Consider the following 20,006-nt stretch of genomic DNA (forward strand, 5'->3'; position numbering starts at 1 on the left):
TCAGGCAAAACATCAGCGCCCTCCTTCGGCCAGCCAATCGAGCAGGGCATCGATCGCCGCTGCGCCGTCCGCCGCGCGCGGATCGTTGATCATGATACTCACCGCGTAACGCCCGCCCTGACGGTCGAACACATAACCGGCAGCGGCGCGCACGCCGTTCAGATAACCCGTCTTGATGCGCGCCCGGCCACTGGCGGGGCTGTCTTTCAAGCGTTTTTTCATGGTGCCATCGATGCCGGCCAGGGGCAGGCTGGCGAGGAATTCCGGCATCGCCGGGCGCTGCCAGGCGGCACGCAGCAAGGCATTGAGGCTGGCGGCGCTGATTCGTTCGCGGCGCGACAGGCCGGAGCCGTTATCCAGCACCAGTTCCGGGCAATCCAGGCCCAGAGCGGTCAGCCAGACCTGAATCCGCCGCCCGGCACCGGCCGTGCTCGCCGGGGCTGTGCCGGCATCGAGGCTGAGAAACACCTGGCGCGCCATGACGTTGTTGCTGAATTTATTGATTCCCAGCACCGCCTGACTCAAGGGCAGGGAGTCGTGCCGCAGCAAGAGTTGCGCCACCGCCGGCGTTTCTCCGGCGCGCACCCGCCCGCCCAGCCGTCCACCCAATTCCTGCCACAGGCTGACGATCAGGCTGGCCGCATGCGCATCCGCCGACAAGGGCGCGAGACTCAGGCTGCGCTCGCCGCACTGGCGCGCGTAGTCGCCCGAGGCGGTCAGGCGCGGGCCGTTCTGCGTCTGCGTCAGGTTCAGTTGAATCCGGTCGCGCCAGTTATCAGCGCAGGCCCCTTCCAGCAAGCGCAACTGGTTGTCCAGGGCAAAACCGCTGACCGGGGAATCGAGAAACAGATTGACGACCTGCGCTTCGCCCGGCTGCACGGTGAAACGCAAGGCCTGAAAATCGAGCAGCAAACCATTCGGGCCGACGTTATAAGGGCGCAGCGGTTTGCCGTCGAAGGCCGCCGGATCGAAATCGACCGCTGCGAACACGCTGCGGTCGAGCACGATGTCCCCCGTGATGCGCTCGATGCCACGCGCCCGCAATTGACGCAGCAACTGCCAGAGATGCTCGCTGCCAAATTGCGGATCGCCGCTGCCTTGCAGGTAGAGATTGCCGGGCAGCACGCCATTGACCGCCGGCGCATCGCTCGATACGCGGGTCTGCCAGGTGTAGGCCGGCCCCAGCAAATCGAGCGCGGCAAAGGTGGTGACGAGCTTCATCACCGAAGCCGGATTCATCGCCTGGCGAGCGTTGTGGCTGATAAGCGGGGCCGGCGCGTCCAGGGCCTGCACCACCACGGCGACGTTAGCGACAGGAATTTTCGCGCCGCTCAAGGCACGCTGCACAGCCTCGGGTAACTGCGACGTTTGCGCCGCAGCCAGCAGCGGCATCAGCGCGGCAAGAAAAAAGTAACGACGAGCGAAATCAGGAAGGAAACGGGGCAAGAAGAACATGGCAAAAAATGGGATTTATATATTTAACTACCTAAGGACTTCCTCGGTCATCACTCTAAAAAGTGGATTTTCAGGCTTGGGTCCGTCTCGTGCTCGTCGATCAATTCATTGTAACGGGCGACGAACTCGCCGACTTTGATCCGTCGATCACTGGGTTTGAACAGGCTCAACTCGAACATGTTGGTGGCGATGAACTGCTCGATCTCGAAGATGTCGATACGGTTGCCGATCTCGATGTCCTCAGCCAGCGCCTCCGCGACCGCCACGCGGGAATAGAGGGTGACGATGATGGGCCGCAAACCATGGCTCAGATTCTCCTTGCACTTCTGCATCAGGAGCGTGCCTGGTGCCGTCGTAACGTGAATACATACGTCGTTCAACAAGAAGTCACCGTGTCGCCCTCCGGCATCGTTCTGATTTGCGCCATGATGACGGGCGGGGTCGATGCCCAACACTAAATCGAGCTTCGCGCCGATCAGGTGTTGGGCAAGCGTGCCGGCAAAATTGAACCCCTGTTGCTGACGCTGGCGATCCTCGGCCTGCTTCAACAAATGCCGGATCATCGCGCGCAGCCCAAGCGACGGGTCCAGCTTCAACTCAAACGGCTTGGCGGCGAAAAACTCGCGAACCTTTTCAAGCCAGAACCCCATCAACTCCTGAAGTTCAAGGGCATCATCCGCCTGGAGCCTGTTCAAAAACTCGATATAGACCCGCATATGCTGCGGTGCGCCCCGGTTCGTCCTGCCGACTTCTGTTCCGAGCGACTTGTCGATGCCGTGGGTCATGAGGATTTTTTTGATTTTCGACCCGCTCAGGTTCTTGACCTGTGTTCCGGCCCCCGCCAGAAAATCCTCTGGATTGAGCGGAAAACTCAGGGGCTTGCTCATAATCGTATGGGTGATAATCAGGCCTACCCCAAGCGAGCCTTTCCGGCGAAAATCCGTCTCTGACGCCTTCTTGTGAGTGTTGGCCGCAATGAATGCGTCAAACCTTTGGCGCAACGTAGCTTTTGGCAAACAGGTGTCCGACATGGTCTACTCCACCGCTTCGTTGACAGCGGAAGCGGCACTGACGACAAACGCGGGCTCGATCAAATGCCGCGCAAGCCAGGAAACAACCGGGACAGCCACGCCGTCGCCAGCAAGATGATAGGCATCGTTATATCGCGCCGGAAGGATGTATGAATCCGGAATACCCATGAGCCGCGCCGCCTCGCGCGACGACAGCAAGCGACTCATGACTTTTTCCCCCTGGACGACCAAGATGATCTGACGGCTTGATCCACCGGCCGGCGTACGTAGACAGCCCGCCACATCATCGAAACGAACTTCCGCCCGTTGCCGCTTAACCCCCTGATCGTCCAAGCGCGTGCGCTTGTAAATCGCGCCAACCATCTTCACCTTGGCCTTCTTCGCCGCTTTCACCTTTTCCAGATGAATCGGCGTCATCATGGACAAAAGCTGTTGCGTTTCCATAGCAGAGTGCCATTTCACGCTTGTCGGCTCCTCCTCAAGAATGTCGACCAAACGCAAAGCACGAGCCGGGACTTCCGGCAAACGAAGCCAAAGCCAGCGCTGGCGCACCGCCTCATCCAATAGGTCAAAGGACATGCCAAAGGCTTCCGGGTGCCACGCAGTAAGCGGCGCGGGGCAAACAAGATCGACGGGGGGATGGATGCCATCGGCGAAGCCGACGATGAACAGCCTAGGCCGGGACTGCGGCACGAATTGCGCGGCATCAATCACTAGCGGCGCGAAGCGATAACCTTCCCCGGCCAGCGCGGTGCAAATCGCCGCCATGTCGCGGCCTTCATGCGACGTAATCGCGCCATAAACGTTTTCCAGCACAATGATGCGCGGTGCCCGATGTTCCGCCCGAAGCCCCTGGACGAGTCGCCAGAATTCCCAGAACACCCCCGAACGTTCACCTTTCAGGCCTGCGCCATTGCCGGCCAGTGAAAGGTCTTGGCAGGGAAACGATGCCCATGCCAGATGCACCCGCCCCGGAAGATCTGCAACCGCAATTTTGGCGATGTCGCCAACCACAAGTTCGTCCGAATCCTGGAAGTTGCGCTGATACGCCTTCGCCTTGTTCTCGTCGATGTCATTGGCGAAACGACATGACCAACCGGAGCCAAGGCCGATGCGCGCCATGCCGCCGCCCGCGAAAAATTCGTAAAAATGCAAAGAGGCGGGCGCACCGGCAACGGTCTGCGCGAACGTTGTCCGCTGACTAGGGCGGTACGCCAGTGCGCGATCCAATGCTCGATCCAGCGTGTGCTGCCGCGAATCCTGTTTCATGCAAACTCTCCCGTGAAATTGGCGTAGGTCAGGCGTACGCCGACTTCCTCGGAGTGAAGTATACAGTCACCAAAAAAATGGGAGCCGCGAAGCTCCCATTTCTTGCCCTCCTGTCGAAACCGGCTTCAGCTGTTGCGATACAGCTCGAAACTAGCGATCAACTGGGTCAGGGTTTTTGCCGTACCCAGCAGGTCTTCTGCCGCCTGCCGTGCGTTGCGCGCCGAATCGGTGTTCTGCTCGATGAGGTCGGTGATCTGCTGCATGCTCGCCGCCACTTCCTCACTGGCGATGCCCTGCTGGCGCGAAGCATCGGAAATCTGCCCAGCCATCTGCGTCACCTGGCCGGAAGATTGCGTAATGCTCTCCAGACCGGCCACGCTCTCGCGCAGCATGCCAATGCCGGTTTCCACCTCATGCGAAGCGGTATTCATGCTGCTCACCGCCTGCGCCGTCACCGCCTGAATTTCGCCCACCGTGCTCTTGATGTCGGCAGTGGATGCGGTGGTGCGTTCGGCCAGCTTGCGCACTTCGTCGGCTACCACAGCAAAACCGCGCCCCTGCTCGCCGGCGCGCGCCGCTTCGATCGCGGCATTGAGCGCCAGCAGATTGGTCTGGTTGGCGATGTCGGTAATCACGCCGGTGATGTCGCCGATCTTGGCGATCGCCTCGTTCAACTGGTTGATGGTCTGGCTGGAGGACTCGACCGCATCGACCACCCGCGTGGTGGCTGCCATGCTCTGGTTGATGTGGCGGTTGCTTTCCACCACCTGGCCCTGCGCCGCCTGCGCCGCCTGGGCGGTATCGTGCGCGTTGGCCGCCACTTCCTGCACCGACTGGCTGAATTCCTCGGTTGCCGCCGCCACGCCTTCGACGCTGGCCTGCTGCTGTTCCGATTGCTGGCTGACCAGTTGCATCTGCTGTTCCAACTGGAGGCTGCGCCGATCGACGGTGCGCGCGGCGCTGTTGATTTCGTCGAGCACGACCTTCAGATTGTTCTGCATGATCGCCAGATTGCACAGCAGCTGCCCGGTTTCATTGCAATTACCGATTTCGATTTCATCGGTCAGCTGCCCTTCGGCAATGCGCTCGAACAGTTCGACCGCTTTACGGATTGGCGTAGCGATGCTGGTCAAGAGAAAAACGCCCGCGCCCACCGCCAGCAACAAGGCCAGCGCCAAGAGGCCGATGCTCAGGTTGCGGATCGTGCCGTAACGCGCTTCCGCATCCTGGTAACGCGCATTGGCCCCGGCGGCGAGATCGTCATTGAGCGCGTTCGCAGCCTTCTGCAATTCGGCGTAAAGCGGGTTGATCTGGGTGAGCAGGGCCTCGCCGGCGGCATGGTATTTGCCTCCCTGCAAAGAGGCCATCACCGGATCGAGCCCTTCCTGCGAGTAACGTTTGCGCGCGCTGAGCAGGGTTTCGAGCAGGGCTTTTTCGCTGTCACGCAGTGGCACCGTACTCAGTTGCGTCAGCAGGGCATCGATTTCCTGACGATTTTTCTGGAAGGCCTCAACGTGTCGCTCCAGGGGATGATCGTGCAGAGACGCGGCGGGATTCGCCGGATCGTGCTGCAAGGCGAGCATGATCTGCGTGCGGTTATCGGCCAGCAGGAAAGTGGCGCGGTTGACCAGATTGCTCGGCTGCATGTTTTCTTTGTACATGCCAACCAACTGCGCATTACTCGCTTGCAGGCCGGACAACCCGGAAAACCCGAGTACCGCCATCATGCCGAGAAGCAGCGCCATGGTGCCGCCAATGAGGGCGCGCAAGGAGAGCTGGCGCTTGCGCGTGCTGGGCAGCGCGCCTTTTTGCCCGGCCCCCGCGTACAGCCGTTCCGCCGTGGCGCGTTTGCTGGAGGAGAGCGGGGTGCGCACCGACTGGTAACCGATGATATTTCCGTCGCGCTTCAAGGGCATGACGAAGGCCTCGACCCAGTAAAAATCGCCATTTTTGCAGCGGTTCTTGACCGCGCCGCGCCACGGATTACCGGCCTGAATGGTGCGCCACATGTCGCGGAAAGCAGCCTCTGGCATGTCCGGGTGGCGGATGATGTTTTGATCCTTGCCAATCAGTTCGGCGCGGGTAAAACCGCTGACTTCGAGAAAGGTATCGTTGATGTAGGTGATGACACCTTTGAGATCGGTGCGGGAAACGATGTAAGAATTTCTGGGGAAGGGGACTTCGTTTCGGGTGACGGGCTGGTTATTTCTCATTTATTCGCCTGCTCTTTTTAACATTGTTAAATAAATTGAACGACACAAAATTGCCAATGCTTCAAATTACCATTTTCGGCAACTCGCCAAGAAAGACTTTCTGAATTTACAAAACACCAAGGTAAAAACTGTTGCTTTTTCGTTAAGCCTCCGACAGAAAAAGCCGGAAACCATCCCAAAAAACCCCGCCACGACCGGCAAGAAACGGCAAGGCCGGGGCGATTCCTTTCCCCGGCCCAGTGTCAGACCGCTTCCAACCCATTGCGCCACTATTTCTGTCGCAACAGTTTGACGGGCTTTATCGCACGATTTGATCGAGCGCGCCGCTGGTATAACGCTCCGCCATGCGATCCAGCGCCAGCGGTTTGATTTTGCTCGCCTGCCCGGCGCAACCGAAGGCTTCGTAACGGGCGAGGCAGATTTTCTTCGCCGCCTCGCGGGCCGGTTTGAGGTAGTCACGCGGATCGAACTTGCCGGGGTTTTCCGCCAGATAACGGCGGATCGCGCCGGTCATGGCCAGCCGGATGTCGGTGTCGATATTGACCTTGCGCACGCCGTGTTTGATGCCTTTGACGATTTCTTCTACCGGCACGCCGTAGGTTTCCTTCATGTCGCCGCCGAACTGGCGGATTTCCTCGAGCAGTTCCTGCGGCACGCTGGAGGAGCCGTGCATGACCAGATGGGTATTGGGAATGCGGGCGTGGATTTCGGCGATGCGGTCGATGGCGAGAATGTCGCCGGTCGGTTTTTTGGTGAACTTGTAGGCCCCGTGGCTGGTGCCGATGGCAATCGCCAGCGCATCGCAGTTGGTCTGGCGCACGAAGTCGGCAGCCTGTTCGACGTCGGTCAACAGTTGCTCGCGCGTCATCTGGCCTTCCGCGCCGTGGCCGTCTTCCTTGTCGCCCTGCAGGGTTTCCAGCGAGCCGAGCACGCCCAGCTCGCCTTCCACCGAGACGCCGATGCTGTGCGCCAATTCCGTTACCTTGCGCGTCACCGCGACGTTGTATTCGTAGCTCGCCACGGTCTTGCCGTCGGCTTCAAGCGAGCCGTCCATCATCACCGAGGAGAAACCGGAGCGAATCGCTGCCATGCACACCGCCGGGCTTTGCCCGTGATCCTGGTGCATCACCACCGGAATGTGCGGATAGGCTTCGAGCGCGGCGAGAATCTGGTGGCGCAGAAAAGGCTCGCCCGCATATTTACGCGCCCCGGCGGAGGCCTGCATGACGACCGGCGCATCGAGTTGGCTGGCCGCTTCCATGATGGCCCACACCTGTTCCATATTGTTGACGTTGAAGGCGGGCAGACCATAATCGTGTTCGGCGGCATGATCGAGCAGTTGGCGCAAAGAGACGAGAGGCATGGGGAATATCCGTAGTATTGAGAAAGATGAAAAAGAAAAAGAGAAGGGGAAACCCGGCACCCTCGATTAGCCGTGCTCGCCGACACGCACGATTTTCAGCGTGTTGGTGCCGCCGATGCTGCCGATCGGCTCGCCGATGGTGAGCACGATGAGATCGCCGCGCTCGACGATGCCGCGCGCGATGAGGAGGGTTTCGGCTTCGGCCAGCAGTTGATCGCGGTCGGTATGCTGCTGCGCCATGAGGAGCGGGCGCACTTCGCGGTAGAGCGCCATGCGTGATAAAGATTCGGCATCCGGGGTCAGCGCGTAGATGGGCAGGCCGCAGTTGAGGCGGCTCATCCACAGTGCCGTCGAGCCGGATTGGGTCAGCGCGGCAATCGCCTTGACCTTGAGATGATGCGCCGTCCAGATGGCAGCCATGGCGATCGACTGGTCGATGCGGTTGAAGACGCGATCGAGGAATTCGCGCTCCAGGGTGATGTCGGCCGAACGCTCGGCCTCGACGCAGATGCGCGCCATGGACTCGACCGTTTCCACCGGATAGCTGCCGGCAGCCGTTTCAGCGGACAGCATCACCGCATCGGTGCCGTCGAGCACGGCGTTGGCGACGTCGGAAACCTCGGCGCGGGTCGGCACCGGCGAGTTGATCATCGACTCCATCATCTGCGTGGCGGTGATGGTCAGCTTGTTGTGGTCGCGCGCCAGACGGATCATTTTCTTTTGCAGGGCCGGCACGGCGGCATCGCCGACTTCCACCGCCAGGTCGCCGCGCGCCACCATGATGCCGTCGGAGGCTTCGAGAATTTCCAGCAGATTGTCGACCGCTTCCACCCGCTCGATCTTGGCGATCAGCGCCGCCTTGCTCCCCGCCGCCCGCAGCAACTGGCGCGCCATGTACATGTCGGCGGCGTTCTTGGGAAAAGACACAGCGACGTAATCGACGCCCAGGGCAGCGGCCGTCTTGATGTCGTCCATATCTTTAGCGGTCAGCGCCGGCGCGCTCAGGCCGCCGCCCTGGCGGTTGATGCCTTTGTTGTTGGAGAGCTTGCCGCCGACCTGCACGCGGGTATGAATCTCGCTGCCGCGCACCGCCTCCACCACCACTTTCAGCCGCCCGTCATCGAGCAGCAGGGTGTCGCCGGGGCGCACGTCGCGCGGCAGTTCTTTGTAATCGAGCCCGACGCGCTCGGCACTGCCTTCCTTGCACTGCGCATCGAGCACGAAGCTTGCGTTTTCCACAAGGGCCACCGCGCCTTCGGCAAATTTGCCGATGCGGATCTTCGGGCCTTGCAAATCGGCCAGCAGCCCGACGATTTGCCCTTGTTTTTCCGCCGCCGTGCGAATCAGCTGCGCCCGCGCCAGATGGTCTGGCGCGCTACCGTGCGAAAAGTTCATGCGCACGACATTGACGCCGGCGGCCACCATACGCTCCAGCACTTCGTTCGAAGAGGACGCCGGGCCCAGCGTGGCGACGATTTTGGTATGACGACTCATGATGTTCCGTTCGTTAAGTTAGCGCAGTGCATGCGGGGCGTTCCGGCGGCAAGGTGCTCGCGGAACTGGTTTTCCATATGTTCAAGGGGCAAGCCCAGGGCAAATTCCGTTTCCAGAAGACGCATCAAAGGCAGCATGTCGAGCCCCGCTTGGGCCAAACGCTGATCGGCGGCCGCCGCGCCCAGCCAATCGCCGAGTTTGGCAAAAGGATCATCTGCCGCCGGATCGCAGCTCACCACCAGATTACCCGGCGTGCTGCGCGCCTGCGTCAAACGTTGCAGCGCCAATTCCATCAGCTGCGCCGCACTGCGCCCGCTGTCTGCCGGCAGACTGGCCAGACCGGCGCTGACGCTGACGTGCAAACGCTCTTTGCCGATGCGCACCGCCTGCTCACCGAGCGCGCGGCACACCCGCTGGGCGAAGGCCTGGGCCGTCGCCAGACTGGTACCCGGCGAGGCGATCAGATAATCGCTGCCGCGCACATGCGCCATGAGGTCGCGCCCATTGGTCTTGCTCTGGATGAGGCGGGCGACACGCAAGCCCAGATCATCCACCGCCGCTTGACCGAAACGCTGAACCAGCATGGCTTCCTGGGTCAGCCCAAAAGCCAGGGTTACGGCACTGTAAGTCATACCCGGATCGCGCGGCGCGGCATCCTGATCGGCAGGGCTCGCATGGCGACCGATTTCTTCGCACAGCTTGCGGCACATCGCCGTCTGCTTGCTGAACTGGGAGGACGGCAGATCGAGCGCAAGCGGCGTCAGGGTGGAGTTGATCTCCCAATTCACCAAACGCCCGATGCGCCGGCTGATCTCCTCGCCGCTCATGCCGCGCACGATGAAATCACTGACGCCGCGCTCTTTGGCTGCCGCACGATTGGCCGCTGGCTCGCTTTCCGAAATCAGGAGAAAAAACGGCAGATCGGACAAACGATGCAGCCGATTTTTACGCAGCCGCTGCAAAAGCGCGTAACCGTCGCATTTACCGAGATTGATCGCAGCAACCACGGCGACGATGGATGGATCGAGCACCAGGGTTTGCCAGGCCGATTCGCCGTCGCTTTCTTCGCGTAGCTCATACTCCGCGCTCAGATGCTTGACCAGCGCCGCGCGCGCCACCCGCGAGGAATCGACGATCAAAAGACGGCGTTGCGCCTCCATACCCCTTCTCCTTAACCCGCCGCGCGCGCTTCCAGCACAGCAATGGCCGGCAGGGTCTTGCCTTCGAGAAACTCTAGAAAAGCGCCGCCGCCGGTCGAAATGTAGCCCACATCATCGGCGATGTTGAACTTGGCGATCGCCGCCAGCGTATCGCCGCCGCCGGCGATGGAGAAAGCTTCCGAGTGCGCAATGGCCGAGGCCAGCATCTTGGTGCCGCCGGCAAACTGCGGCAATTCAAAAACGCCGACCGGCCCGTTCCACACCACGGTGCCGGCATTGGCGATGATTTCAGCGAGCTTGGCCGCCGATTTGGGGCCAATGTCGAGAATGCGGTCGTGCGCACTGACCTCGTCGATGCTGATCTTGTTGGCGCGCGCCAAGGCAGAAACCTCATCGGCCACCACCACGTCGCTCGGCAGCGGCACCTCGGCGTCGCGCGCTTTCATCATGTCGATGATGAGATGCGCTTCCTTGACCAGATCGGCTTCCGCCAGGGATTCGCCGATGCGCTTACCGGAAGCCAGCAAAAAAGTGTTGGCGATGCCGCCGCCGACGATCAACTGATCCACCTTGTCGGCCAGGGATTTGAGGATGGTCAGTTTGGACGACACCTTGGAGCCGCCGACGATCGCCACCAGCGGGCGCTTCGGGTTGTGCAGCGCCTTGGTGAGCGCGTCGATTTCTGCGCCCATCAAAACGCCGGCACAGGCTAGCGGCGCGTATTTCGCCATGCCGTGCGTGGTGGCCTCGGCGCGGTGGGCCGTGCCGAAAGCGTCGTTAACGTAGACATCGCACAGCTTGGCCATTTTTTGCGCCAGTTCGTCGTTATTTTTCTTTTCGCCTTTATTGACGCGGCAGTTTTCCAGCAGCACAACTTCGCCAGGTTTGACCGTAAAACCACCGTCCACCCAGTCGTTCACCAGACGCACCGGCATATGCAACAGCTGGCCCAGGCGCACGGCGACCGGCATCAGACTGTCCTCCGGCGTCAACTCGCCTTCGGTGGGGCGCCCCAGGTGGGAGGTGAGCATCACCGCCGCGCCTTTTTCCAGGCAGTAACGGATCGACGGCAGGGAGGCGCGAATGCGCGTGTCCTCGGTGATGTTGCCGGCCTCATCCTGCGGCACGTTGAGGTCAGCGCGGATGAAGACGCGCTTGCCGCTGACATCGAGATCAGTAAGTTTGATGACGTTCATGTTGTCTCCTTTATTTGCATTTTGCATAAGATAAACAGCAAAAGCCTGTCCTGCCTTTGCTGTTTACCCTGTTTTCCGCTCCGCCAGACAATGCGCCGCCACGTCGAGCAGACGATGCGCAAAGCCCCATTCGTTGTCGAACCAGATGAAAAGATTGAGCAAATGCCCGCCGCTCACCCGTGTCTGGCTGGCATCGATGATAGCCGAGTGCGGATCGTGATTGAAATCGATCGAGGCGTGCGCCGCTTCCGAGTAGGCCAGCAAGCCACGCAAATCCCCCTCTGCCGCCTCGCGCAACCGTTGATTGACCTCTGCCGTGCTGACCGGGGCGCGGGTAATCAGGTTGAGATCGATCGCCGAAACATTGAGCGTCGGCACGCGTATCGCCTTGGCGTGCACCCGCCCGGCCAGCGCCGGCAACAGGCGTTCAACGCCCCGGCTCAGGCCAGTCGACACCGGAATGATGGACTGCATGGCGGAGCGCGTGCGGCGCAAATCCGGGTGATGGTAACCATCGATCAAGGGCTGGTCGTTCATTACCGAATGCAGGGTGGTAAGTTGCGCCTGTTCGATACCAAAATGCTGGGCAATGAGGGAAAGCACCGGCACCGCCGCATTCGTCGTGCAAGAACCCGCCGAAAGCAGGCGCTCGTCACCGCGCAGCGCGCCAGAATTGACGCCACAAATCAGGGTGGCATCGACATCCTCGGCAGAAAACCCAGGATGCGACAAGAGGACGCGCGGGCAACCGGCGGCAAGAAAACGTTCGAGCTCGACACGCCGGCCGTAAGCGCCGGAGCACTCAATCAAAAGATCGATGCCGCGCCAATCCACGGCTTCCGGCGTGCGTGCATGGCTGACCTGGATCGTCTGCCCGCCAACCACGAGCTGTTCACCCGCGATGCCCACGCTGCCAGGAAAGCGGCCATGGGTCGAATCGTATTCGGTCAGGTAGGCCATGCTGGCCAGATCGGCCGGCTCATTGATCGCTGCCACCACGAGATTCGCGCGCCCCGGTGTGCCATGCAGGGCGCGTAACACACAGCGCCCGATTCGGCCATAGCCGTTAATGGCCAGACGAAAGGTAGAAGTCGCAGAAGAAGACGCGTGGATCACGATAAACAGGCCGGACGGAACCGGCGAATTCTACCGCTTTACAGCACAAAAATGCGGCCTCGCCGGCCCGCTTTGGCTCAGGACAAAACGCCCAAATAGCTCGCCGTAATTTCTTTGCCGTAAAAAAGAGCGAGCAGACCTGCCGCCGCCAGATAAGGCCCGAAGGGAATCGGCACATTGCGGCCGTGGCGCGCAAAAAGAATCAGCGCGATGCCAACCAAAGCCCCCACCACCGAAGAAAGCAAAATGATGACTGGCAACATCTGCCAACCCAGCCAGGCCCCGAGCGCCGCGAGTAATTTGAAATCGCCGTAACCCATGCCTTCCTTGCCGGTGACCAACTTGAACAACCAAAACACGCTCCACAGCGCGAGATAGCCGGCCATTGCGCCAAGTACCGCCGAACCCAGATCCGTGAACTGGCCGGCCAGGTTGAACGCCAGCCCCAGCCACAACAGCGGCAGAGTCAAGCTATCAGGCAACAACTGCGTGTCGAGATCGATCATGGCGAGGGCGATCAAGGCCCAGACCAGACACAGGGCACCCAAGGCCAGCCAGCCGCTGCCAAAAAACCAAACCACAGCCGCCGACAGCAGACCGCTGAGCGCCTCGACGATGGGGTAGCGCAGGGAGATTTTTGTCTGACAGCCCCGGCAGCGCCCGCGCAAGAAGACGAAATAGCTCAGGAGCGGAATGTTATCCAGCAAACCGATGGCTTGCCCGCACTGCGGACAGCGTGAGCGCGGCAGGAAAAGATTGAACGGTGTCGCAGCGGCCGGGGTTTCTCCGCGCAACTCTGCGCACTGCGCCTGCCACTCGCGCTCCATCATCTGCGGCAGGCGGTGGATCACGACATTGAGAAAGCTGCCGACACACAGCCCAAGCAGGCCCGCTGCCAGCGCCAGAACCAAGGGGGGCAAATCGAGCAGCATCAAACGACGGCACCCAGCTTGAAGATCGGCAGGTACATCGCCACCACCATGCCGCCAATCAGCGTGCCCAGCACCACCATGATCAAAGGCTCCATCAGGCTGGACATGGCATCCACCGCATCATCGACCTCCTGCTCGAAGAAATCGGCCACCTTGGAGAGCATGCCGTCGAGCGAGCCGGATTCTTCGCCGATGGAGGCCATCTGCGTCACCATATTGGGAAAAACATCGGCATTTTGCATGGCGATGGTCAAACTGGTGCCGGTTGCCACCTCGCCCTGAATTTTCTGCGTCGCCACCTTATACACATAATTGCCGGAAGCGCCGCCCACGGAATCGAGCGATTCGACCAACGGCACGCCGGCAGCGAACATGGTGGACAGGGTACGCGTCCAGCGGGCGATGACCGATTTGCGCACGATGTCGCCGAAAATCGGCGCACGCAGCAAGGTGCGGTCCATCACCATCTGAATCTTTTCCGAACGCTTCCAGGCTTCGAGGAAGGCATAGATACTGCCGCCGATCACCCCGAAAATCGCCCACCACCATTCAACGAAAAAGTCCGATATGGAGATCACGATCTGGGTCGGCAACGGCAACTCCGCACCAAAGCTGGTGAACACCTCCTTGAACGCAGGAATCACGAAAATCATGATGACCGCCGTAATGACAAAAGCCACCACCAGCACGGCGATGGGGTAAAACAAGGCTTTTTTGATCTTGCTCTTGATCGCGAGAATTTTTTCTTTATAGGTCGCCAGACGATCGAGCAGGGTTTCCAGAATACCGGCCTGCTCGCCCGCCGCCACCAGATTGCAGAACAAGGCGTCAAAGTAGAGCGGATATTTACGAAAGGCTTGCGAGAGGGAGCTGCCGGTTTCCACCTCGGCCTTGATCTCGAGCAACAAGCGCCCCACCGCCGGATTGGCGTGGCCACGCCCGACGATATCGAAGGATTGCAGCAGCGGCACACCCGATTTCATCATCGTCGCCAGCTGGCGAGTAAACAACGTGATGTCCTTATCGGTGACCTTGCCGCCCGATTTGAAGCGTAGTTTTTTGACCTTGCTGACGGTAATCCCTTGCCGGCGCAACAGGTTTTGCACCACGGTTTCGGTTGCCGCGCGCATTTCACCGCGTGCCGGTTTGCCGTCGCGGGTCTTGCCTTCCCATTGATAGGTGTTTTCCTTGACGGCCACCGACCGATTTTTTGGATTAGCCATTGTTTTCCCTTATATGCTCAGGCGTTGGTCGTATTCAGCACTTCATCGAGTGAAGTCAGGCCTTGTTTTACCTTGAGCAAGCCGGATTCGCGCAAATCGCGCACCCCTTCCAGCTTGGCCTGTTTATCCAGATCGAGCGAGGTGGCGCCGGCGAGAATGAGGCGCTGCATTTCTTCACTGATCGGCATGACCTGGTAAATCCCCACCCGCCCTTTATAACCGCTGCCCTTGCAACGCTCGCAACTGCCGGGACCATAGAGCGTCCAGCTGCCATCGAGCTCTTCTTCCTTGAAACCGGCGTCGAGCAAGGCTTGCCGGGGTACTTCCAGGGGCTGCTTGCAGTTACACAGGCGGCGCGCCAGACGCTGGGCGGTAATCAGCAGAATACTGGACGCGATGTTGAACACCGGCACACCCATGTTCATCAGACGGGTCAGGGTTTGCGGCGCATCATTGGTGTGCAGGGTGGAGAGCACCATGTGGCCGGTTTGCGCTGCCTTGATGGCGATTTCGGCGGTTTCCAGATCGCGGATTTCGCCCACCATGATGATGTCCGGGTCCTGACGCAGGAAGGCTTTGAGCGCCACGGGGAAGGTCAGACCGGCGCGATCATCGACGTTAACCTAGTTGATGCCGGGCAGGTTGATTTCAGCCGGATCTTCGGCAGTGGCGATATTGACACCGTCTTTGTTGAGGATGTTGAGGCAGGTGTACAGCGACACCGTTTTCCCGGAACCGGTTGGCCCCGTGACCAGCACCATGCCGTAGGGGCGATTCACCGCATCGAGCAGATGCGCCTTCTGATCCGGCTCATAACCCAGCGCCTCGATGCCCAGGGTCGCCGAACTCGGATCGAGAATACGCAAGACGATTTTCTCACCCTGCAAGGTGGGCAAGGTGCTGACACGAAAATCGATCGCCCGGGTTTTCGAGAGCACCAGCCGCATCCGTCCGTCTTGCGGCACGCGTTTTTCGGCAATGTTCAGGCGGGAAATGACCTTGATACGCGAGGCGATTTTTTCCTTGATCGCCAGCGGCGGCTTGGACACTTCGCGCAAAATGCCGTCCACCCGAAAACGAATGCGGTAGTACTTTTCGTAGGGCTCGAAGTGAATATCGGAGGCCCCGTCGTTAATGGCGTCGAGCAGCATTTTCTGGATGAACTTGACGACCGGCGCGTCATCGACATCCTGCGCCCCGACATCCTCGGCGACCTCCACCGCCCCTTCTTCGCCAAAATCGAGGTTGATGTCCTCGTCAGAGATCGCCTTCAGCGCATCTTCTGCCGACTCGGAGAATTTCGCCACCAGCGGCATGAGTTTGCCGTGGTCGACGACGATGGGGTCGACCGCCAGTCCGGTCTGAAAACGGATCTCATCGAGCGCGCGCAGATTGGTTGGATCGGCAATGGCAATCGACAGGCGGTTGCCGCGCTTGTTGAGCGGCAACACGCGGTGCGTCGCCATCAATTTGCGGTCGATTGCCCCGGCAGGGATCAAGTCCGGATTGAAGGCATCCAGATCGAGCAGCGGATAGCCGAAGGTTTCCGAGGAAAAAAGAGCAATCTCGCTGGCGCTGGCTTTGTGTGCCGCAATGATTTGATCGAGCAGCGGAATTTTGGCGGCCAGCGCCTGTTGCATCAGCGCCTCTGCTTCGCTTTCCTTGATCCGCCCGGCCTGCACCAGGGCGCGAGCCAGACCGCTGATCGGGGTATTCTGTGGGGTTGCCGCCATCGCAGTTACACAATTAGATGCCGTTTGAATCTGGCGATAATGCTACGCCCGCGCGCCTTTGTAAAGCGGAAGCGGCAGGCAGCGCCTGCAAATGCGCCAAACTTCGAAGTTCTGCGACACTGGTGCCGCGGCAATCAGCCCCGCCCGCCGCTCAGGCTGGCGTGTAAATCGGCCGTATCGGGCACGACGATGCGCCGCCCATCCACGGCAATCAAGCCATCGTCGGCCAATTCGTGCAGCACGCGGGAAAAATGCTCTTGCGTGAGATTCAGGCGCGAAGCAATGGTACCTTTATGCGTCGGCAGGCAAATCTCGACACGCCCTGACGGCGTATTGCCTTCTTCGTCGCTCATTTCACCCAGCAGATAGCAAATGATGCGCTCACGCCCGGAGCACAGGGAATAGATTTCCAGGTCTTTGATCAGATTGTGCAGGCGCATGGCCAGACCGGCGATCAAACGCTGACAAAATTCAGGCGCTTCGCGCATTTCCTGGAAAATGGCGTCTTTCGCGATAAAGAGCAGGCGGCATTCGGTCAGGGCTTGCGCCATCAGCACATAGGGCTTTTGCATGAACATCACGGCTTCACCGAAGGTTTGCCCCGGGCGGATGATTTCGACCACTTTTTGATTGCCCGCCGCCGACACGAAAGCCAGCTTGACCTGCCCGCTCAACACCAGATGGAAGCCGTGGCAGGCATCACCTTTGTGAAACAGGATATTGCCGCGCTCGTAATGCTCGATGCGGCAGCCCTGCGCCAGACGCTGCAAATCGCTTTCTTGCAGATCGGCAAAAACTGCGGTCTGCCGCAAACTGGCAATCACATCGATGCTGCCGGAAGTGCCGTTACCCTGTACTGCGGCCATGCGCCCTCCTCAGCGCCCGAAGGTCGCGTTAATGACTTCTTGCAAGGCTTCGGCCACTTCCGGATCGTCGGTCAGGCTATCGACCATGGCCGCACGGCAGGCCACCACCGGGTCCATGCCGTCGCGCACCAGGGCGGCCGCGTAAATCAACAAGCGCGTACTGACCGCCTCTTCCAGATCTTGATCCTTCAGCTGGCGCAGATTCTGCGCAATGCCCACCAGCCGCCGCGCCAGATCGGCGGCGCAACCGGTTTCCTGCTGCACGATCGCGGTTTCGCGCGCCGCATCCGGAAAATCGAAGCACAAACTGATGAAACGCTGGCGCGTCGAAGGCTTCATGCCTTTCAATAAATTCTGATAGCCCGGGTTGTAAGACACGACCAACATGAAATTGGGCGGCGCTGCGAGCTGTTCGCCCGTACGGTCGATCGGCAGAATGCGCCGGTCGTCCGCCAACGGGTGCAGCACGACGGTCGTGTCTTTGCGCGCCTCCACCACCTCGTCGAGGTAACAAATGCCGCCTTCGCGCACGGCGCGGGTGAGCGGACCGTCGGCCCAGCGGGTGTCGCCATCGACGATCAGGTGCCGGCCGACCAGATCGGCTGCCGTCAAATCATCATGGCAAGCCACCGTATACAGCGGCAGCCCCAGGCGTGCCGCCATGTGCGCCACGAAACGCGTCTTGCCGCAGCCGGTCGGTCCTTTCAGGAGCACGGGCAAGCGATTGCGCCAGGCGGCTTCAAAAATCGCCTCTTCCTGACCGCTGGGAGAGTAATAGGGGACGCTTGTATCCGCACGAGCATTCATCAGGCCAGACCTTTCCAATACGCGATGCCGATGACCGTGCACACCAAGACCAGCCAACCCACCGAAAGATTGCGCCAGAGCGCGGGAGCATGGCGCAGAGCCATGAATTCGAGCGCGATGACCGCGCCCTTGACGAAAGCAATGCCCAGCACGATCGCCGCCAGCAGCGGCCCGCCGCTGGTTTCACCGAGCCGCCAGGTGAGCAGGGTTGCCAGCATCAGCACGCCCCACAACAGGTAAGTGCCCTTGGCGGAGCCGTGCGCGTCTGCCGCTACCGGCGGCAAGTCAGGATATTCAGTGGATGACATAAACCAGCGGAAAAAGAATGAGCCAGACAAGATCGACCATGTGCCAGTACGCCGCACCGCTTTCCAGACCGTTCATATTGTGCGGTCCGTAACGGCCGGCGCGCATCCCGAACCACAGGGCGGTAAGAATCACCAGGCCAAGAATGACGTGCATGAAATGGAAGAAGGTCAGCGACAGGTAGAACATGTGAAAGGTGCTGCTGGAAAGCGTAATACCCTGCGCGAAACCTGCCGCGTATTCGACGCCTTTCACCCCAAGAAAAGCCAGGCCGCAAAGAATTGCCGCCAACATCCAGGGGGCTGCCGCACGGGCTTTGCCCGCCAGCGCCCCTTGCACGGCGCGCACCACGAAAGCGCTGGCTGACAGCAGGAGCAGGGTATTGAACGCCCCGGCATCCCGATTCAAGCCACGCTGCGCGAGATTGAACTCCTCGACGTGATTGGCGCGGGTAAAGCCGTAAGCAGCAAAAAAGGCGGCAAACGCCGCCAGTTCAGCCATGATGAAGATCCAGATCGCCAGATCGCCGGCCAGGCGTTTGCCGGCATGCGCAGAAAGGGCCGGTACCTTGGCCGCCTGCGCCAGTGAGTTTGCTTCAATTTCCATGGTGGCAGTCTAGGAAGAGCGCCGCCCCCTCACTTTGATACGCCTTAAGTTTCTCAGCGATTGCGCTTCGCTGCGGCGCATCCGCCGCTGCCCAAGGCATCAATTCGCCGCAAAAAAAGCGAGGTCTTATGCCTCGCTTTTTTTAATTCCGGCCACAAATGCGCCGTTCTCCTTTTTTTATTACATGCTGCGCCGGTACTGGCCGCCGACTTCGTAGAGCGCCGAACTGATCTGGCCGAGCGAGCAGTATTTCACCGCCTCGACCAGCACGGCGAAGACGTTGCCGTCCTCGATCACCGTCTGCTTCAGTTTTTCCAGCATGGCGGCGCACTGAGTGGCGTTGCGGCTCTGAAAATCGCGCAGGCGGCTGATCTGCGACTGCTTTTCCTCGTCGGTGGAGCGGGCCAGTTCGATTTCCTGCTGCGCCATGCCCTTGGGGTTGAGGAAGGTGTTGACGCCGATGATCGGGTAGGAGCCGTCGTGCTTCTTGTGCTCGTAGTACATCGACTCTTCCTGGATCTTGCCGCGCTGGTAGCCGGTTTCCATCGCACCGAGCACGCCGCCGCGGCTGGCGATGGCTTCGAATTCCTTCAGCACGGCTTCCTCGACCAGATCGGTCAGCTCATCGATGACGAAAGCGCCCTGGTTCGGGTTTTCGTTCTTGGCAACACCCCACTCGCGGTTGATCACGAGCTGAATGGCCATGGCGCGGCGCACGGATTCTTCCGTCGGCGTCGTGATCGCCTCGTCGTAGGCATTGGTGTGCAGCGAGTTGCAGTTGTCGTAGATGGCGATCAAGGCCTGCAAGGTGGTGCGGATGTCGTTGAAATCCATCTCCTGCGCGTGCAGGGAGCGCCCGGAAGTCTGCACGTGGTACTTGAGCTTCTGGCTGCGCTCGTTGGCACCGTACTTGTTCTTCATGGCCACCGCCCAGATGCGCCGCGCCACGCGGCCGATCACCGAGTATTCCGGGTCCATGCCGTTGCTGAAGAAGAAGGAGAGATTCGGCGCGAAGTCGTCGATATGCATGCCGCGCGCCAGATAACTCTCGACGTAGGTGAAGCCGTTGGCGAGCGTGAAAGCGAGCTGGCTGATCGGATTCGCCCCGGCTTCGGCGATGTGGTAGCCGGAGATCGACACCGAGTAGAAGTTCTGCACTTGGTTATGGACGAAGAATTCCTGGATGTCGCCCATCATTTTGAGGGCGAATTCGGTCGAGAAGATGCAGGTGTTCTG

At 60.3% G+C, this 20,006-nt stretch carries 16 protein-coding genes and 1 pseudogene; all 17 read right to left on the reverse strand.

What is annotated here, in order from left to right; translation table 11 throughout:
• Positions 1-12: 12 nt before the first annotated feature.
• Positions 13-1,455 (reverse strand): D-alanyl-D-alanine carboxypeptidase/D-alanyl-D-alanine-endopeptidase, encoded by a 1,443-nt coding sequence (gene dacB / locus ACM62Q_RS01895; protein ID WP_415033286.1) that lies wholly within the window; start codon positions 1,453-1,455, stop codon positions 13-15.
• A 50-nt stretch (positions 1,456-1,505) separates the two neighbouring features.
• Positions 1,506-2,486, reverse strand: a complete 981-nt coding sequence (locus tag ACM62Q_RS01900) for a DUF4928 family protein (protein WP_415033287.1) — start codon at positions 2,484-2,486, stop codon at positions 1,506-1,508.
• A gap of 3 nt (positions 2,487-2,489) precedes the next feature.
• Positions 2,490-3,755 (reverse strand): DNA cytosine methyltransferase, encoded by a 1,266-nt coding sequence (locus ACM62Q_RS01905; protein WP_415033288.1) that lies wholly within the window; start codon positions 3,753-3,755, stop codon positions 2,490-2,492.
• 125 nt (positions 3,756-3,880) lie between these two features.
• The gene (locus ACM62Q_RS01910; RefSeq protein ID WP_415033289.1) at positions 3,881-5,968 is read right to left on the reverse strand and encodes a methyl-accepting chemotaxis protein; all 2,088 of its coding nucleotides are present in this window, start codon (positions 5,966-5,968) and stop codon (positions 3,881-3,883) included.
• A gap of 298 nt (positions 5,969-6,266) precedes the next feature.
• Positions 6,267-7,331 (reverse strand): class II fructose-bisphosphate aldolase, encoded by a 1,065-nt coding sequence (fba, locus tag ACM62Q_RS01915; RefSeq protein ID WP_415033290.1) that lies wholly within the window; start codon positions 7,329-7,331, stop codon positions 6,267-6,269.
• A 66-nt stretch (positions 7,332-7,397) separates the two neighbouring features.
• Entirely contained in the window at positions 7,398-8,825 is a 1,428-nt protein-coding gene (gene pyk, locus ACM62Q_RS01920; protein WP_415033291.1) for a pyruvate kinase, read from the reverse strand.
• Positions 8,822-9,985: a diguanylate cyclase domain-containing protein gene (locus tag ACM62Q_RS01925; protein WP_415033292.1), complete on the reverse strand. Its 1,164-nt coding sequence runs from the start codon at positions 9,983-9,985 to the stop codon at positions 8,822-8,824. Before ACM62Q_RS01925 ends, pyk begins: the two co-directional genes overlap by 4 nt.
• An 11-nt stretch (positions 9,986-9,996) precedes the next feature.
• Positions 9,997-11,181, reverse strand: coding sequence for a phosphoglycerate kinase (locus tag ACM62Q_RS01930; protein ID WP_415033293.1), 1,185 nt, complete (start codon positions 11,179-11,181; stop codon positions 9,997-9,999).
• A 63-nt stretch (positions 11,182-11,244) separates the two neighbouring features.
• Positions 11,245-12,297 (reverse strand): type I glyceraldehyde-3-phosphate dehydrogenase, encoded by a 1,053-nt coding sequence (locus ACM62Q_RS01935; RefSeq protein ID WP_415033294.1) that lies wholly within the window; start codon positions 12,295-12,297, stop codon positions 11,245-11,247.
• A gap of 77 nt (positions 12,298-12,374) precedes the next feature.
• Positions 12,375-13,229, reverse strand: coding sequence for a prepilin peptidase (locus ACM62Q_RS01940; protein WP_415033295.1), 855 nt, complete (start codon positions 13,227-13,229; stop codon positions 12,375-12,377).
• A complete protein-coding gene (locus tag ACM62Q_RS01945; protein ID WP_415033296.1) occupies positions 13,229-14,452 on the reverse strand; it encodes a type II secretion system F family protein in 1,224 nt (407 codons plus the stop codon). The genes ACM62Q_RS01940 and ACM62Q_RS01945 overlap by 1 nt, the downstream gene beginning before the upstream one ends.
• Positions 14,453-14,469: 17 nt before the next feature.
• Positions 14,470-16,185 (reverse strand): annotated as a pseudogene (gene pilB / locus ACM62Q_RS01950) (type IV-A pilus assembly ATPase PilB).
• A 134-nt stretch (positions 16,186-16,319) separates the two neighbouring features.
• Positions 16,320-17,051: a Crp/Fnr family transcriptional regulator gene (locus ACM62Q_RS01955; RefSeq protein WP_415033297.1), complete on the reverse strand. Its 732-nt coding sequence runs from the start codon at positions 17,049-17,051 to the stop codon at positions 16,320-16,322.
• A 9-nt stretch (positions 17,052-17,060) separates the two neighbouring features.
• On the reverse strand, positions 17,061-17,858 hold the full coding sequence (locus ACM62Q_RS01960) for a CbbQ/NirQ/NorQ/GpvN family protein (protein ID WP_415033298.1): 798 nt from the start codon (positions 17,856-17,858) through the stop codon (positions 17,061-17,063).
• A complete protein-coding gene (locus tag ACM62Q_RS01965; protein ID WP_415033299.1) occupies positions 17,858-18,166 on the reverse strand; it encodes a cytochrome C oxidase subunit IV family protein in 309 nt (102 codons plus the stop codon). The genes ACM62Q_RS01960 and ACM62Q_RS01965 overlap by 1 nt, the downstream gene beginning before the upstream one ends.
• Positions 18,153-18,770 (reverse strand): cytochrome c oxidase subunit 3, encoded by a 618-nt coding sequence (locus tag ACM62Q_RS01970; RefSeq protein WP_415033300.1) that lies wholly within the window; start codon positions 18,768-18,770, stop codon positions 18,153-18,155. Before ACM62Q_RS01970 ends, ACM62Q_RS01965 begins: the two co-directional genes overlap by 14 nt.
• A 180-nt stretch (positions 18,771-18,950) precedes the next feature.
• On the reverse strand, positions 18,951-20,006 hold a 1,056-nt coding region (locus tag ACM62Q_RS01975; protein ID WP_415033301.1), incomplete at its 5' end, for a methylmalonyl-CoA mutase family protein.

The organism is Azonexus sp. (assembly GCF_047638095.1).
Lineage (GTDB): Bacteria > Pseudomonadota > Gammaproteobacteria > Burkholderiales > Rhodocyclaceae > Azonexus.

What these genes read in the sequence shown, in the direction of transcription:
- dacB (WP_415033286.1), bottom strand. Translation starts at nt 1,455, where the DNA reads ATGTTCTTCTTGCCCCGTTTCCTTCCTGATTTCGCTCGTCGTTACTTT.
- ACM62Q_RS01900 (WP_415033287.1), bottom strand. Translation starts at nt 2,486, where the DNA reads ATGTCGGACACCTGTTTGCCAAAAGCTACGTTGCGCCAAAGGTTTGAC.
- ACM62Q_RS01905 (WP_415033288.1), bottom strand. Translation starts at nt 3,755, where the DNA reads ATGAAACAGGATTCGCGGCAGCACACGCTGGATCGAGCATTGGATCGC.
- ACM62Q_RS01910 (WP_415033289.1), bottom strand. Translation starts at nt 5,968, where the DNA reads ATGAGAAATAACCAGCCCGTCACCCGAAACGAAGTCCCCTTCCCCAGA.
- fba (WP_415033290.1), bottom strand. Translation starts at nt 7,331, where the DNA reads ATGCCTCTCGTCTCTTTGCGCCAACTGCTCGATCATGCCGCCGAACAC.
- pyk (WP_415033291.1), bottom strand. Translation starts at nt 8,825, where the DNA reads ATGAGTCGTCATACCAAAATCGTCGCCACGCTGGGCCCGGCGTCCTCT.
- ACM62Q_RS01925 (WP_415033292.1), bottom strand. Translation starts at nt 9,985, where the DNA reads ATGGAGGCGCAACGCCGTCTTTTGATCGTCGATTCCTCGCGGGTGGCG.
- ACM62Q_RS01930 (WP_415033293.1), bottom strand. Translation starts at nt 11,181, where the DNA reads ATGAACGTCATCAAACTTACTGATCTCGATGTCAGCGGCAAGCGCGTC.
- ACM62Q_RS01940 (WP_415033295.1), bottom strand. Translation starts at nt 13,229, where the DNA reads ATGCTGCTCGATTTGCCCCCCTTGGTTCTGGCGCTGGCAGCGGGCCTG.
- ACM62Q_RS01945 (WP_415033296.1), bottom strand. Translation starts at nt 14,452, where the DNA reads ATGGCTAATCCAAAAAATCGGTCGGTGGCCGTCAAGGAAAACACCTAT.
- ACM62Q_RS01955 (WP_415033297.1), bottom strand. Translation starts at nt 17,051, where the DNA reads ATGGCCGCAGTACAGGGTAACGGCACTTCCGGCAGCATCGATGTGATT.
- ACM62Q_RS01960 (WP_415033298.1), bottom strand. Translation starts at nt 17,858, where the DNA reads ATGAATGCTCGTGCGGATACAAGCGTCCCCTATTACTCTCCCAGCGGT.
- ACM62Q_RS01965 (WP_415033299.1), bottom strand. Translation starts at nt 18,166, where the DNA reads ATGTCATCCACTGAATATCCTGACTTGCCGCCGGTAGCGGCAGACGCG.
- ACM62Q_RS01970 (WP_415033300.1), bottom strand. Translation starts at nt 18,770, where the DNA reads ATGGAAATTGAAGCAAACTCACTGGCGCAGGCGGCCAAGGTACCGGCC.